Origin of the sequence: Chryseobacterium takakiae, from assembly GCF_900129385.1 — a bacterium.
In the GTDB taxonomy this organism is placed as follows: domain Bacteria; phylum Bacteroidota; class Bacteroidia; order Flavobacteriales; family Weeksellaceae; genus Chryseobacterium; species Chryseobacterium takakiae.
On sequence record NZ_FQVO01000005.1, the window covers coordinates 146,611 to 160,778 of the forward strand.

At 37.9% G+C, this 14,168-nt stretch carries 13 protein-coding genes; 4 read left to right on the forward strand and 9 right to left on the reverse strand.

What is annotated here, in order from left to right; translation table 11 throughout:
• Positions 1-268 precede the first annotated feature (268 nt).
• Both BUA76_RS08550 and BUA76_RS08555 read left to right on the forward strand, forming a co-directional pair.
• Positions 269-559 carry a c-type cytochrome gene (locus BUA76_RS08550; protein WP_072884480.1) on the forward strand — a complete coding sequence of 97 codons (291 nt, stop codon included), beginning with the start codon at positions 269-271 and terminating at the stop codon, positions 557-559.
• A gap of 18 nt (positions 560-577) precedes the next feature.
• Complete coding sequence (locus tag BUA76_RS08555; RefSeq protein ID WP_072884386.1) at positions 578-865, forward strand: cytochrome C; 288 nt, start codon at positions 578-580, stop codon at positions 863-865.
• Between the two features lie 45 nt (positions 866-910).
• On the opposite strand, the gene BUA76_RS08560 is transcribed toward BUA76_RS08555, so the two are convergent.
• The 5 genes from BUA76_RS08560 to BUA76_RS08580 form a co-directional block, all read right to left on the reverse strand.
• Complete coding sequence (locus tag BUA76_RS08560) at positions 911-1,420, reverse strand: tetratricopeptide repeat protein (protein WP_072884387.1); 510 nt, start codon at positions 1,418-1,420, stop codon at positions 911-913.
• Entirely contained in the window at positions 1,407-2,105 is a 699-nt protein-coding gene (prfH, locus tag BUA76_RS08565) for a peptide chain release factor H (RefSeq protein ID WP_072884388.1), read from the reverse strand. The genes BUA76_RS08560 and prfH overlap by 14 nt, the downstream gene beginning before the upstream one ends.
• The gene (locus BUA76_RS08570; RefSeq protein WP_072884481.1) at positions 2,084-2,671 is read right to left on the reverse strand and encodes a hypothetical protein; all 588 of its coding nucleotides are present in this window, start codon (positions 2,669-2,671) and stop codon (positions 2,084-2,086) included. Before BUA76_RS08570 ends, prfH begins: the two co-directional genes overlap by 22 nt.
• Positions 2,655-3,224 (reverse strand): hypothetical protein, encoded by a 570-nt coding sequence (locus BUA76_RS08575; protein WP_072884389.1) that lies wholly within the window; start codon positions 3,222-3,224, stop codon positions 2,655-2,657. The genes BUA76_RS08570 and BUA76_RS08575 overlap by 17 nt, the downstream gene beginning before the upstream one ends.
• A 119-nt stretch (positions 3,225-3,343) precedes the next feature.
• Positions 3,344-4,735 carry an RtcB family protein gene (locus tag BUA76_RS08580; protein ID WP_072884390.1) on the reverse strand — a complete coding sequence of 464 codons (1,392 nt, stop codon included), beginning with the start codon at positions 4,733-4,735 and terminating at the stop codon, positions 3,344-3,346.
• Between the two features lie 690 nt (positions 4,736-5,425).
• Here BUA76_RS08580 and BUA76_RS08585 point away from each other — a divergent pair.
• Together BUA76_RS08585 and BUA76_RS08590 are read left to right on the forward strand one after the other, a co-directional pair.
• On the forward strand, positions 5,426-6,376 hold the full coding sequence (locus BUA76_RS08585; protein ID WP_072884391.1) for a fasciclin domain-containing protein: 951 nt from the start codon (positions 5,426-5,428) through the stop codon (positions 6,374-6,376).
• Between the two features lie 207 nt (positions 6,377-6,583).
• Positions 6,584-7,537, forward strand: coding sequence for a fasciclin domain-containing protein (locus BUA76_RS08590; protein ID WP_072884392.1), 954 nt, complete (start codon positions 6,584-6,586; stop codon positions 7,535-7,537).
• A 65-nt stretch (positions 7,538-7,602) separates the two neighbouring features.
• Here the strand turns inward: BUA76_RS08590 and BUA76_RS08595 are convergent, their stop codons facing one another.
• The 4 genes from BUA76_RS08595 to prfA all read right to left on the reverse strand — a co-directional run bounded on the left by BUA76_RS08595 (position 7,603) and on the right by prfA (position 14,098).
• Positions 7,603-8,103 (reverse strand): hypothetical protein, encoded by a 501-nt coding sequence (locus tag BUA76_RS08595; RefSeq protein ID WP_143149881.1) that lies wholly within the window; start codon positions 8,101-8,103, stop codon positions 7,603-7,605.
• 60 nt (positions 8,104-8,163) lie between these two features.
• Positions 8,164-10,281, reverse strand: a complete 2,118-nt coding sequence (gene scpA, locus BUA76_RS08600; protein ID WP_072884394.1) for a methylmalonyl-CoA mutase — start codon at positions 10,279-10,281, stop codon at positions 8,164-8,166.
• A gap of 287 nt (positions 10,282-10,568) precedes the next feature.
• The gene (locus BUA76_RS08605; protein WP_072884395.1) at positions 10,569-12,680 is read right to left on the reverse strand and encodes a prolyl oligopeptidase family serine peptidase; all 2,112 of its coding nucleotides are present in this window, start codon (positions 12,678-12,680) and stop codon (positions 10,569-10,571) included.
• A gap of 332 nt (positions 12,681-13,012) precedes the next feature.
• Positions 13,013-14,098 (reverse strand): peptide chain release factor 1, encoded by a 1,086-nt coding sequence (gene prfA / locus BUA76_RS08610; RefSeq protein WP_072884396.1) that lies wholly within the window; start codon positions 14,096-14,098, stop codon positions 13,013-13,015.
• Positions 14,099-14,168 lie beyond the last annotated feature (70 nt).

Here is a 14,168-nt window from a genome sequence, read left to right on the forward strand (position 1 = left end):
ACAATTCGACGAAGTCAAATAGCTTCTAAAAAATTTAAATATATCTTCATATAACCACCCCGTCAAAAATTTCTAAGAAATTTTTGCCACCCCTCCTGAAGAGGGGAATTGAAACCGGATACACTTCACCTTTTAAAATTGGCAATTTACAAGTGAAACGAATTGAACATTCATCCAATTACTATTTGTATTTCTTCTAAATTAAATCTCTGTTTCATTGATGCGAATGGGAAATTCCTACATTTGTTTTATTCAAATAATTGACAACATGAAAAAAATCATTGCTGTAGCATCTTTTACAGCCGTTTTAATGGCTTCTTGTACACAAAAAGCAACAACAGCAGCCACTCCGGCAGCCGCTGTATCTACAGCCGAACAGATCGCACAAGGAAAAACCATTTTTGAAAATTCATGCGGAAGATGTCATAAACTTCCGGATCCTGCATCTCACACTTCTGTGCAGTGGGTCGGAATAATGAATTCTATGGCTCCCAAAGCGAAACTTACCGACGAACAGCACCAGTGGGTGTACGATTACATCGTTTCTGCAAAAAAATAATCACTATAAAATATTATTATGAAAAAACTGATAGTAAGCGCGATAGGATGTTGTGCACTACTTGTATCATGCGGACCAAAAAGTACAGCCGTAACAGGACCAAAATACACTTCATCTGAACAGCTGGCTCAGGGAAAAACGATTTTTGAAAATTCCTGCAACAAATGCCATGCGCTTCCAAATCCGGAAAAGCATGACGATGAGGGATGGCTGAAAACGTTAAGCAGGATGGCTCCCAAAGCGAAGCTGAACGAAGAGCAACATCAAATGGTATATGATTATCTGATTTCCGTCAACAAAAAATAGCGGCTTAGAGATTAATTTGAACATTATCTAATACAAAAAGGAGACTTATTGCGTCTCCTTCTTCTGTTTTCTTTTTTTAGGTATTTTCGATTTAATAAATTTCCTTCGGTCTCTTACTGCATTGTGACTGATCTCATCAAAACAGTATTTTTCAGCTTCGTCAAGAAATTTTAAAGCATTTGCAAGGCTTCCGCGTTTTTCTGAAAGCAAAGATCTGTACAGCCATAATGTCATTTTATCAATTCCTTTGATCTTTAATGAATATTCGATAAGCTTTTGCGCTTCATGGAAATCTTCATTATCCAACAGGCATTTGATATAATATTTAGGTGTATTGAGATTCGCCACATTACATTGCAGGGCTTCTTCGAAATACAATTTGGCTTTTTCATAATCAATCACTACTTCACTGTAAATCCTTCCCATGAGACAAAGGCTGTCAGCGTCTTCAGGATCGTAGGACAAGGCATAATTGAGTGCCTCCAGGCAATCCGGAAGACTATAAGGATAATTATCGAGCGCCTCGAAGTAATACTTATTTTTAGTTAAGGTCATTGTTGTAATTTTTTAATTCTTTTTTGAATTGATTTCTTTTCTTTTTGAAAGATTTTTCCTGATAATTCTTTTTAAAATCCGTTCCTGAAAATGTGCGGATCGGACTTCCCCTCTGCACCTGTAGATGGTTGTTCCACGTATCCTGCATTCTTTTTTGAAGCATGCTAATATTCTGATCCAATACTTTTTCTTTCAGTCTTGAGATGGAAAGCTTTTTATTTTCCAGCTGTGAGCGTGAATCCTGTGCAAAAACACTCAATCCTGTGGGAATATGAGTCGCGCGGACCGCTGTATTTACTTTATTTACATTTTGCCCGCCGCTTCCCTGGCTTCGGGTTGTCTGAAACTGAATATCTTTTTCATTAAAATTAATTTTCTCCAATCCTTCCAGTTCAAAAATTCCGATAAACCAGTTGCTTCTTTTATGCAACATGCGGAAGGTACTTTTGCCAGTCCAGCAAATGCTTCCTATCCAATTTTCTAAAAACCCGGTCAATTCTTTGGATTTTAAAAGAATCGTTACCGATTTCAGGGTAAGATTTTCATCTCCTTCTTCACGATGTATAATTTCGTAACTGATCGTATGGTCTTTTACCTCATCAAGAAAGACCTTCAGTACCTTTGCCACTACCCACTGGCATTCTAAAGGTCCTCTTCCTGAGGTTATTTGTATGAGTTTTTCCATTTTTGCAAAATTTTTAAGATCGCTTCTCTATTTTTAGCTTCTTTAATAAATGTTGGTAACCTTTCTACCATTCGCATTCTGTAAGGCAATCTTGTGCGAAGATCCGATGAAACATAATTTTCCATTTCCAAAATATGCTCCCGATTTTTTGCCCAGAATAACTTTCCTTTAAAATCTATCTGAAAATAATATGGACAACCGAAAACAGGATCATGAATTAAACCTTGTTCTTTTGGGTATGAATTCAGGTATTTTTCTGTTTTGGGCTGAATTTGAAATTGTGAGTCACACGCATCACAATTTATATTTATTGTTTTTAGTCTTTCTTTAAGATTATAGTGTTCATAACGAATCTGATGTGTACAAACCGGACAATAAAGATTAACAAAAGCTTTGTAAGTCATCAAATCATATCCGTTTTTCTTCAAATCACAATGATTACATTCTAATGTTGCGAGTTTATAGCTGTTTTCGTTTTTTACAGCTGCATCTTCTCCACAATTCGGACACACTATAATAATGCCTTCATTATATTTAAAATATTCTTGTTTATATATTTTTTTCATCTTCATTTATTCTTGGCATTTCACTTAATTTGGGATGACCGACAGGATCAATTCCTTGCTCCAGTAATTCTTTAGCCGCCGTTACAGCCCAGCATTTATCACTGGAATGGATGTTTCTGTAAAATGAAAGTAGAACATCAGGCCTTACTACTGTAAATCCATTGGCTCCAACTGTTTCAAGATCATTTCTTTCAAAAAAATCTATCGTAATTCTTTGAAAATTACCGTTTTCCAATTCTTTTGTTTTCTCATACCTGCGGAAATTTTCTGCACTTGGAAGATGATCATATCTGGTCCAGATTTTTTGAAAACCTTCCTCCTGAAGAATCATCACTGCTTGGGCAACGTTTTCTTTTTTAACAAAGACATCAATATCCTTATGGTCGTGAGCATGTTTGTATTCCGTATGTTCGGTTTCAGACATAAAATGCCACGCCCATCCTCCTGAAATAATAATTATTTTTTTTAATTTTTCTAAAATTTCAAGTCCGCTTTGAATTCTACATTCCGGCCAGACTTCGCCGTATCTTTTTATATTATGTGGTGCTCCCATTTTTTTGTTTTTGTTGATTGTTGAAATTCGGTTTTTGTAAACCTAACAGGTTTTAAAAACCTGTTAGGTTTGAAGTCGGTTAAGATCTATCAACCAACTACTAAAACCTTTCAACCAATTTACTTATCCATTCTTACTATTCGTGGTTGAAAACTCCCAAGAATATCGACGAGTTCCTGTTGCGCATTCATCACTTCATTGATATCTTTATATGCCATCGGTGCTTCTTCAGCATTACCGCCCATCAAAGTGACATTCTTTAGTTTTAATTCTTTTTTAATATCATTTTGGGTAAAAAGACTCCTGCATTCTCCGCGGGAATATGCTCGTCCGGCGCCGTGGGAAGCTGAATGCAGCGAATCCGGATTTCCTTTTCCTCGCACGATAAATCCTTTGGCCGTCATCGACCCGGGAATCATTCCCAATTCATTTTTATTGGCCGGAGTAGCTCCTTTTCTGTGGACAATAACTTCTTTTCCGTTATGGATTTCTTTCCATGCGAAATTATGATGGTTCTCAATTTTTGCTTTTATCCTACCTCCTACCGCTTTCACAAGTCTTCGGTGAATATCATCGTGACAAGCTGATGCATAATCTCCTGCAAGATTCATGGCCGTCCAGTATTCTAATCCAAGATGGGTATTCAGATCCAGCCAGGCAAATTGTTGTGCTTCTTTCGGTAGCGGACATTGCTCTGTGGCAACCCTGGAATAGTATTGAGCAATTTCTGCCCCTAATCCGCGGGAACCGCTGTGTGAAAGAATCCCTAAATATTTCCCTTTCGGAAGCCCGATCTGGCTGTCTTCTTCAGTAATTTCCACCTCTCCGAATTCTACGAAATGATTTCCACCACCGGAAGTTCCCATTTGTTTGATGGCTTTTCCTTTCAGTCTTTTTAAAATCGGGATCATGTCAAATGTATCTCTGTCGAAAATTTCATGATCAACATGAGATTTATGAGTTTCATACATCCCGAATTTTGTATGCTCCATCAGTACTTTCTCGTATTTATTTCTTGCTCCGTCCAGATAGGAAACCGGAGTATCCAAAATGCTCAGGCTCATTCTGCAGCCGATATCCATCCCGACTCCGTAAGGTATAACTGCGTTTTCAACAGCCAGCACTCCGCCAATCGGTAGTCCATAACCGCTGTGTGCATCCGGCATCAAAGCACCACTTACTGAAACCGGAAGTTTCAAAGCTGTATATAACTGATTTTTTGCTTCATCTGAGATATTGTCTCCAAAAACCTGAAACGCAGCCCGGTTTGCATCGAGCATTCTTTTTTCGGTTTTTTTTGATGAAAGCAGGGCTTCTGCTATTTGTCCGAAGGTTAAATCTTTTTCGAAGTGTTCCGGATTTTGCAATATTTCTTTTAAAAGAGCTTTTACATGATGAATGTTTTTCGTTGCAAAATTTCTCTTCATGACTTCCAAAGCAATATTGATACTTTGATTGTTCGGATAGCCTATTTTTAATATGTCTTTTCCTTTAAGTTTTAAATTTCCCATTGTTTTTGTTTTAGACTTTAGATGTGAGATATTAGAAATTAGATTTAATACGTCACATTTATTCTTTCCCACTAAATATTAGTGGATTGATTTGCCATTCCTGATACAAACTGAAACGCCTTTGACAAAGTTTAAAGAATCTGTATTATTATTGAGATTCTTCAATTTGCATCGCTATTTTTCAGAATGACAAAGCGGATATCCCTAGTCCGGATTGCAGCGGCTACCCCACAGCGAACCTGAAAGGTGAGCGAGGAGTAACAGCGGAAAGCCGGAAATAGCTTCAAATAAAAAATGTCTGCTATTCGGGAAGCTCCTGAATTTATAAATTGATTTCGGGGAAATGTATTGAATGTACAATATTGCGCAATAAAAAACCCGAAATCTGTTCGACTTCGGGTTTTTGGTATATCATTGTACTGTTGTTCTAAGAATGTACCAAGCCACGAAGCCTTACCACCATAAGCGGTAATCCAACTGTAAAATTCTGATTAGATCTGAACATTGCTTCGATTTTTTAAGGATTAAACTTGATTTACAGATGCAAATATATAAAAATTTTTAGGCTTGAAAAAATTACTTACATAAAGTATAATTTTTAAGAGGAAAAAAAAATTTAAAAAAAAAGCTTATTTCTATACCAACTTGTGCAAAAAAAGTATATATTTGAACGATTTAAAAAATTACATTATGAAAAAAATTATTAAAACATCCTTATTTTTAGGATTGGTAGCGCTTAGCTTAATCTCATGTCAGCATGAAAATGGCGAAAACAACCCCCAAATGACTGTCTATCAGTTAATTTCAGCAGATAATGATTTGCGCACTCTTAAATCCGCAGTAGACAAAGCGGGATTATCTGCTACACTTAATCAGACTGGTACCCTGACTTTGTTTGCACCTGGTAACACTGCATTTAATGCATTTTTGCAAGCAAACGGCTACAGCAGTCTAAATGACGTTCCACCTGCAGCTTTAAAAACATTACTGATGAATCATGTCCTGGGTTCTGAACTGAAAGCGGCTCAACTTTCAACAGGCTATGTTTCTACTTTGGCAATTGGTGCGGCTTCCGCAACACGACCTATCAGCATGTTTATTAATACCAGCAGTGGTGTAAAAATTAATGGAGAATCTTCTGTAGTTACAGCAGATATTGACGCCAGCAACGGTGTTATCCATAAAGTGAATGCCGTAATAGGTTTGCCAACTATTGTAACGCATGCCACTGCAAATCCTCAGTTTAGTTCTCTTGTTGCTGCACTGACAAGAAATGATATGCCTAACTTTGTGGGAATACTTAGTGGAACAGCAAATTCTCCCTTCACGGTATTTGCGCCAACTAATCAGGCATTCTCATCATTATTGACTGAAGTGAACCTTCCTAATCTTGCAGCCATTCCACAGCCGCTCCTTGAAAATACTTTAAAATATCATGTCGTTGCGGGAGCGAATGTTGCATCAAATAATCTTACCAATAATATGACTGTAACTACTTTCCAGGGAAGTACATTTAAAATTACCACTACAGGAGGTGCAAAGATTACAGATAAGAATAACAGAGTATCTAATATTGTTGCCACTGATGTACAATGTAATAATGGAATCATCCACGTCATAAACAAAGTTATTTTACCATAAAGACTATTATTAGTAAGCATGCCGGGAAATCCGGCATGCTTTTTATGATTTTGTTTTAATATCTATCTCAGATGGGAAACTTCTTTTCCAAAGGAAGAAATCCTTTATAGTTATTCTAAATTACCTTTTTTAATAATATATTTTATTAAAAGATTAAAAAAGGTACACTTTTTGCCTGTCTGTTTTTACACATTAACTTAAAGTATTATGAAAAATTTTTTAAAACCTCTACTCTTTTCAGGAATCGCTGTATTTTCAATATACTCGTGCGATGACAATGATGATGTAATGATGGACTCTGAGATGACTGTCTATCAAAGAATTTCTTCAGATACAGATCTGAGCAATCTGAAAGCTGCCGTAGATAAGGCAGGTCTGTCATCAACCCTTGATCAATCCGGAACATTTACCTTGTTTGCGCCTACCAACACAGCTTTCGCAACATTTCTGCAGGCCAATGGATACGCAAGCTTAAATGACGTTCCCACCGCAGCACTAAAAACCCTACTGATGAACCACGTATTGGGTACTGAAGTAAAAAGTTCAGGAATATCAACCGGATATGTTTCTACACTTGCCATTGGCCCGGCTTCCTCAACACGCCCGCTAAGCATGTTTATTAATACAAGCAGTGGTGTTAGAATCAATGGTGTTTCTTCAGTGGTTGCTACAGATATTGATGTAAATAATGGCGTGATCCACAAGGTAAATGCAGTTATCGGGTTACCGACAATCGTGACACATGCCACTGCAAATCCACAATTCAGCTCTCTTGTTTCTGCACTTACAAGAAGCGATATGCCAAATTTTGTAGGTATCCTCAGCGGAACAACGAATTCGCCTTTTACGGTGTTTGCGCCTACCAATACTGCTTTTTCTTCATTATTAACGGAGCTTAACCTGGCAAATCTGGCTGCAATTCCACAAGCTACGCTTGAAAACACATTAAAGTATCACGTTGTAACAGGAGCTAATGTAGCATCCACAAACCTTACCAATAACATGACAGTGACTACTTTCCAGGGTGGAACATTCAAAATCAACACAACAGGTGGGGCGAAAATTACAGATAACAACAACAGAATATCTAATATAATTGCCACTGATGTTCAATGCAGCAATGGAATTATTCATGCTATAGACAAAGTTTTATTACCCTAAACCATAACTATTAATTACAGTAAAGCCTGCCGGAAATCCGGCAGGCTTTATATTTTTAATCATAATCAGTCTTTTGAACCAAGACTGTCCATATCATCATCCATTCCTCTTACTTCATTGGAGTGATATACTCTTTCCGATCCCAAGAAATAAATATTATGTCTTGCCTTCGCAATAATTCCGTCATACTCCTGTTCTGTCATTCCTTCAGGAATATCTTTTTGGTTATCCGAAGGTTTTTTAAAGACTTCAAGTGCTCCATTTCTGTTTAAAATGGATTTTGCGGAAGCCGCCTCTTCAGCATTTTCTGCATAAACAACAATATTGTTTCGTCCAATACTGTGTTTACGGTATGCATCCAGCATCTCTGCATCGTGTGCGAAAGTATACTCGAAAAAACCTTTTGTTTGTTCATCTTCCTGATAATGGTCGGTTGATAATCCACTTTCTACACTTGATTTAGAAACAATAATATTTGCTTCGCTGAAACCGTTTTCTTTTAAATCTCTTTTAATCTCCTCTGTATCTACAGTGACCGGAAATACTGAAACTACTGTATAAGCCATAATGAAAATTTTCATTAAACTATACAAAAGCTGTGCAACTTATACTTTGGAGTCGTTAATTTAATTTAAAAATTTCTCTAAAATATCTACCGCACACTTGGGAAGATTGGTTCCCGGGCCAAAGATAAAGTCGGCTCCATTGGCATATAAAAATTCGTAGTCCTGTTGGGGAATAACGCCTCCTACTACAATCGTAATATCATCGGCACCAAGTTTTTTTAATTCTTCCACAACTTGAGGAACCAGCGTTTTGTGCCCGGCGGCTAACGATGATACTCCTAAAATATGAATATCATTTTCTACGGCCTGTTTTGCGACTTCTTCAGGCGTTTGAAATAACGGTGCAACATCCACATCAAATCCCATATCGGCAAACGCGGTAGCTACAACTTTAGCACCTCTGTCGTGGCCATCCTGACCCATTTTTGCCACCATCATTCGGGGACGGCGCCCTTCTTCATCCTCGAATTTCTGACTCAGTTGAAGCGCTTTTTCAAAATATTCATTTTTTCCTGCATTCATGGCATAAACTCCTGATATTGTTCTGATGTTGGCTTTGTATCTTCCGAAGCTTTCTTCCATAGCATCACTCATTTCACCAAGCGTTACTCTTCTTCGCGCAGCTTCTATACACAATGCCAGAAGATTGCCTTCTCCTGTTTTGGCGCATTGCCGGATTTCATTTAAAATTTTTTCAACAGCCTGCGAATTTCTTTCTGATTTTATGGCGTTTAATCTTTCGATCTGCTTTCTGCGAACTTCCGTATTGTCGATATCTAAGATCTCAATCTGGTCCTGTTTTAAAGCTGACCGGAAAGAGTTTACTCCGATGATGAATTCTTCTCCACTGTCAATTTTTGCCTGTTTTCTTGCGGCTGCTTCTTCAATTCTCATTTTTGGGATTCCGGCTTCGATGGCTTTCGTCATTCCTCCTTCCTGCTCTACCTCATCGATATATTTCATGGCTTCTTCAATCATCTGCTGGGTAAGGCTTTCCACTAAATTGCTTCCGCCCATAGGATCCACGACATCGCAGATTCCGCTTTCCTGTTGAAGAATAATCTGGGTGTTTCTTGCAATTTTCGCGGAATAATCCGTCGGAAGAGCAATAGCTTCGTCCAAAGCATTCGTATGAAGAGACTGGGTTCCTCCCAACGCAGAAGACAATGCCTCAATCGCTGTTCTGGTGATATTGTTAAATGGTTCTTGTTCGGTAAGTGACCATCCGGAAGTCTGGGAATGTGTTCTTAAGGCTAAAGATTTTGGGTTTTGGGGATTGAACTGCTTCAAAAGGGTTGCCCAGATGTATCTTGCGGCGCGCATTTTAGCAATTTCCATGAAGTGATTCATCCCGATAGCCCAGAAAAAGGATAATCTGGGAGCAAAATCATCCACATTCATCCCGGCCTTTATCCCTGTTCTTACATATTCTAATCCGTCTGCAAGAGTATACGCCATTTCCAGAACGGGTGTCGCTCCTGCTTCCTGCATGTGATAACCGGAAATCGAAATGGAATTGAATTTCGGAATATATTTCGAGGTATATTCAAAAATATCGGCGATAATTTTCATAGATGGCGCAGGTGGATAAATGTAGGTATTCCTCACCATGAATTCTTTCAAAATATCATTCTGAATGGTACCTGAAAGCAATTCCTGTGAAACGCCCTGCTCTTCTGCTGCTACAATATAGAATGACAAGATCGGTAGAACAGCTCCGTTCATGGTCATGGAAACAGAAATTTGGTCTAACGGAATTTCGTTAAATAAAATCTTCATATCTTCCACAGAATCGATTGCTACGCCGGCTTTACCAACATCACCAACCACTCTTGCATGATCTGAATCGTATCCTCTGTGTGTTGCCAAATCAAAAGCTACGGAAAGTCCTTTTTGTCCGGCTGCCAGATTTCTTCTGTAAAAAGCATTGGATTCTTCTGCCGTTGAAAAACCTGCATACTGACGTATTGTCCACGGTTTCTGAACATACATGGTGGAATATGGTCCCCGTAAATAAGGTGCGATTCCAGGTGTCGTGTGAGTTAATTCTTTATCTTTAACATCTTCTGTCCTGTAGGAAGATTTCAACTGTAATCCGTCTTTTTCAAAACTGTAAATTTCCGTATGCTTTCCGGATATATTAAATTGAGGAGTTTTATTCTGGACTTCTCTTCTCATACTTTCAGATTTATTGATGGCTAAAATTAAGCATTTTTGAGATAATAAATTTATGTTAATTTTTTATTGAAAATTAATGTAAAGCATGTTTGATTAATTCAATAATGACTGTAATTTTTTTCTCCCGCGGATTTCGCAGATACTTGCTGAATATATTTATTTAGATTTAAATATCATTCGACTAAACCCTTTGAAAAGGTTATATTAAAAAACGGGCTTCCTGCGATATATTCAGGATAGGCCCGTTAATATTGACTGTTGTTCAAATTAATTCAGACAAACAAAAATTATTTTCCTAATTTTTTAATTCCCATTTCATACAGCGCAAAGGAAATCAAATCTGCATTTTCTCCGATTACCTGGTCTGTAGATCTTCCGGCACCGTGTCCTGCATTTTTTTCAATTCTCAATAAAATAGGATGATCACAGGCCTGCTTTTCCTGTAGCTCTGCTCCGAATTTGAAAGAATGTGCCGGAACTACTCTGTCGTCATGGTCGCTGGTAATGATCATGGTAGAAGGATAACAGGTTCCTGCTTTCACATTATGAACCGGCGAATACGATTTTAAATATTCAAACATTTCTTTGCTGTCTTCGGCTGTTCCATAATCATACGACCAACCGGCTCCGGCAGTAAACTTATTGTATCTTAGCATATCCAGCACGCCAACTCCGGGGAAGGCTACTCTTGCCAGATCAGGACGCATGGTCATGGTAGCTCCTACAAGAAGTCCTCCATTTGATCTTCCGGAAAGTGCCATAAACTGTTTTGACGTATATCCTTTTTGCTGTAAGTATTCTCCTGCCGCAATGAAATCTTCAAAAACATTTTTCTTATTCATTTTCGTACCTGCATCATGCCATTTTTTTCCATACTCTCCTCCACCGCGAATGTTGGGAACAGCGTAAATTCCGCCGTTTTCCATCCAGATAGCATTGACTACAGAAAAAGCAGGCTGTAAGCTGATGTTAAAGCCTCCGTAAGAATACAAAATCGTAGGATTTTTACCATCGAGCTTCGTTCCTTTTTTATAATTGATCATCATCGGAACTTTGGTACCATCTTTTGACGTGTAAAATACCTGCTCCGAAATATAATCTTCCGGATTGAATTTCACTTTCGGCTTTTGATACACTTCTGATTTTCCGGTATCTGGATTGAATTTATAGGTCGTTCCGGGAGTGATGTAATTGGTGAATGAGTAATAGAGTTCCTTCTCCTTTTCTTTTCCTCCGAAACCTGAAACGTTTCCTTTTCCGGGAAGGGAAATTTCACGGATTACTTTACCGTTTCTGTCGTATTGTGTAACCTTATCAATAGCGTCGATCATATAGGTTGCAAAGAAATATCCTCCACCGCTTGTAATTCCCAGCACATTTTCCGTTTGCGGAATGACATCTGTCCACATTTCAGGAGAAGGATTTTTAATGGTGGTTTTTACCAGACGCATATTCGGGGCATCTTTGTCGGTAAAGATATACAGATCGTCTCCCTGAGTATCGACAATGCTTGCGTTGATATCAAACCCTTTATTAATCTGTATAAAATCGCCTCCGTTTTTGAGGTCTTTTATGTATAATTCATTTCCGTTGGTAGCATTGGCTGCTGAAATAATGAGATATCTTTGATCTTCGGAAACTCCTGCTCCGATATATCTTCTTGGTGTTTTATCACCTCCGAAAATTAATTGGTCTTCAGATTGTTTCGTTCCTAATTTATGAAAATAGACTTTATGTTTATCCGTCATCCCGGAAAGTACGGTTCCTTCTTTAGGTTTATCATAGCTTGAATAATAAAAGCCTTTGTCACCCTGCCATGAAATTCCGCTGAACTTTACATCCACGAGGGTTTCGTCGATTTGTTTTTTTGAAACGGCGTCGATGATAATGATTTTATTCCAGTCGCTTCCTCCTTCAGAAATGGAATATGCCGCAAGATTTCCTTTTTTGTTAAAAGATAGCTGGGAAAGTGATGTTGTGCCTTTATCCGAAAATTTATTCGGGTCTAAAAATACTTCTGTTGCTTTTGTTTTATTGTGCGTTCTGTATAAAACAGATTGCGCCTGTAAGCCGTTATTTTTGTAATAATAGGTATAATCTCCTTCTTTAAAAGGTGCTGAAATTTTCTCATAGTTCCAGATATCCGTCAGCTGTTTTCTGATTTCTTCTCTGAAAGGAATTTTTGAAAGGTAATCCTGGCTGTGTTTCACTTCTTCGTCTACCCATTTTCTGGTGGCTTCGGAATCGTTTTCAAGGTCTCTGAAAGGGTCTGCAACGGTTGCTCCGAAATAATTATCGGTTTGGTTGCCTTTTAATGCTTTAGGATACATCATTTTTTGTGAATACAATGTTGCCGAAAACAGGACTCCGGCGGTTAGTAATAGTGGTCTGAATTTCATATTAGCTATTTTCCCAAAAGTAAGGAATCTCAGTGAAAATTCCTCATCGTAAAAGCTATATATAATCTAAGGGCATGTTTAAATTTCACTTAATAAATTTTATAGCCTTTTCTTAAATTAATTAAAACTTTGTTTATTCTTAAAATTAACATTAAGAAGTTCAGTAAGTTAAACTGATTATGATTAAGAATCAATAAATTGATTTGTATTAAGTTTATTAAACTAGAGGAGCTTAATGCCTTAATGGTTAAATAAATTTCAAATTTAAACAGGTTGTAAATAAAAATCTCCGGAAAAACCGGAGACTTTACAAAGATTTTATAATAAAGATTTTATAAATTTTCTTCTTCGCCTTTCATTTTTTCGGCATTTTCTGCCATGATAACGGCATCAATCATTTCAGAGATATCGCCATTCATGTAAGCATCCAGGTTGTACATAGATTTGTTGATTCTATGATCTGTCACCCTTCCCTGCGGATAATTGTACGTTTTAATCTTTGCAGAACGGTCACCGGTGGAAACCATTGTTTTTCTTTGTGCTGCGATATCACCCTGAACTTCCTGCAGTTTGATATCATATAATTTTGCACGAAGCATTTCCATCGCCAGTTCACGGTTAGCCAACTGGGAACGTGCCTGCTGACAAACTACAACAATTCCCGAAGGTTTATGGGTAAGCTGAACTTTCGTTTCAACTTTGTTTACGTTCTGCCCTCCGGCTCCTCCTGAACGGGACGTCTGCATTTCAATATCGGCAGGGTTGATTTCTACATCCACCTCTTCAGCTTCCGGTAAAACGGCTACGGTAATTGCCGATGTATGAACTCTTCCCTGGGATTCGGTTTCGGGAACACGTTGTACGCGGTGTACTCCGGATTCAAATTTCATAATTCCGTACACACCTTCTCCTTCCACTTTCATGATCAGTTCTTTGTAGCCTTTTGCCGCTTCATTAGAATCCGTCACTTCATGTCTCCAGCCTTTTGTTTTAAAGTACATGGAATACATTCTATAAATATCTTCAACGAAAATCGCTGCTTCGTCACCTCCTGTCCCAGCGCGAAGCTCTACGATTACGTTTTTATCATCTGCTGGATCTTTAGGAATCAACAATACTTTCAGTTCTTCTTCAAGGCCTGGAATTCTGGCCTGAGCTTCCAGCTTTTCTTCTTTAGCAAGATCCACAAGATCCCTGTCTGAACCGTCTGCAATAATTTCTTCCGATTCTGCAATGGAATCCAAAGCGCCTTTATATTGATCGTAAACTCTTACAATTTTCCCCAAATCGCTATATTCTTTGTTCAGAGAAGAATATCTTTTCTGATCTGAAATAACATCAGGCTGAATAATAAGGTCTGCCACCTCATTATATCTTTGTTTTATAGCTTCTAATTTTGGAATTAAACTCTTAGACATAGTAAAAATTTAGTTGGCAAAGATACGGATTGATTTGTAGATGTGCTAATTTCGGATGGAAATGACGATT

Excerpts from the sequence above, each read along its gene's own strand:
- BUA76_RS08580 (WP_072884390.1), bottom strand. The coding sequence starts at position 4,735 with ATGGGAAATTTAAAACTTAAAGGAAAAGACATATTAAAAATAGGCTAT.
- BUA76_RS08550 (WP_072884480.1), top strand. The coding sequence starts at position 269 with ATGAAAAAAATCATTGCTGTAGCATCTTTTACAGCCGTTTTAATGGCT.
- prfH (WP_072884388.1), bottom strand. The coding sequence starts at position 2,105 with ATGGAAAAACTCATACAAATAACCTCAGGAAGAGGACCTTTAGAATGC.
- BUA76_RS08605 (WP_072884395.1), bottom strand. The coding sequence starts at position 12,680 with ATGAAATTCAGACCACTATTACTAACCGCCGGAGTCCTGTTTTCGGCA.
- BUA76_RS08575 (WP_072884389.1), bottom strand. The coding sequence starts at position 3,224 with ATGGGAGCACCACATAATATAAAAAGATACGGCGAAGTCTGGCCGGAA.
- scpA (WP_072884394.1), bottom strand. The coding sequence starts at position 10,281 with ATGAGAAGAGAAGTCCAGAATAAAACTCCTCAATTTAATATATCCGGA.
- BUA76_RS08570 (WP_072884481.1), bottom strand. The coding sequence starts at position 2,671 with ATGAAAAAAATATATAAACAAGAATATTTTAAATATAATGAAGGCATT.
- BUA76_RS08555 (WP_072884386.1), top strand. The coding sequence starts at position 578 with ATGAAAAAACTGATAGTAAGCGCGATAGGATGTTGTGCACTACTTGTA.
- BUA76_RS08560 (WP_072884387.1), bottom strand. The coding sequence starts at position 1,420 with ATGACCTTAACTAAAAATAAGTATTACTTCGAGGCGCTCGATAATTAT.
- BUA76_RS08590 (WP_072884392.1), top strand. The coding sequence starts at position 6,584 with ATGAAAAATTTTTTAAAACCTCTACTCTTTTCAGGAATCGCTGTATTT.
- BUA76_RS08595 (WP_143149881.1), bottom strand. The coding sequence starts at position 8,103 with ATGGCTTATACAGTAGTTTCAGTATTTCCGGTCACTGTAGATACAGAG.
- prfA (WP_072884396.1), bottom strand. The coding sequence starts at position 14,098 with ATGTCTAAGAGTTTAATTCCAAAATTAGAAGCTATAAAACAAAGATAT.
- BUA76_RS08585 (WP_072884391.1), top strand. The coding sequence starts at position 5,426 with ATGAAAAAAATTATTAAAACATCCTTATTTTTAGGATTGGTAGCGCTT.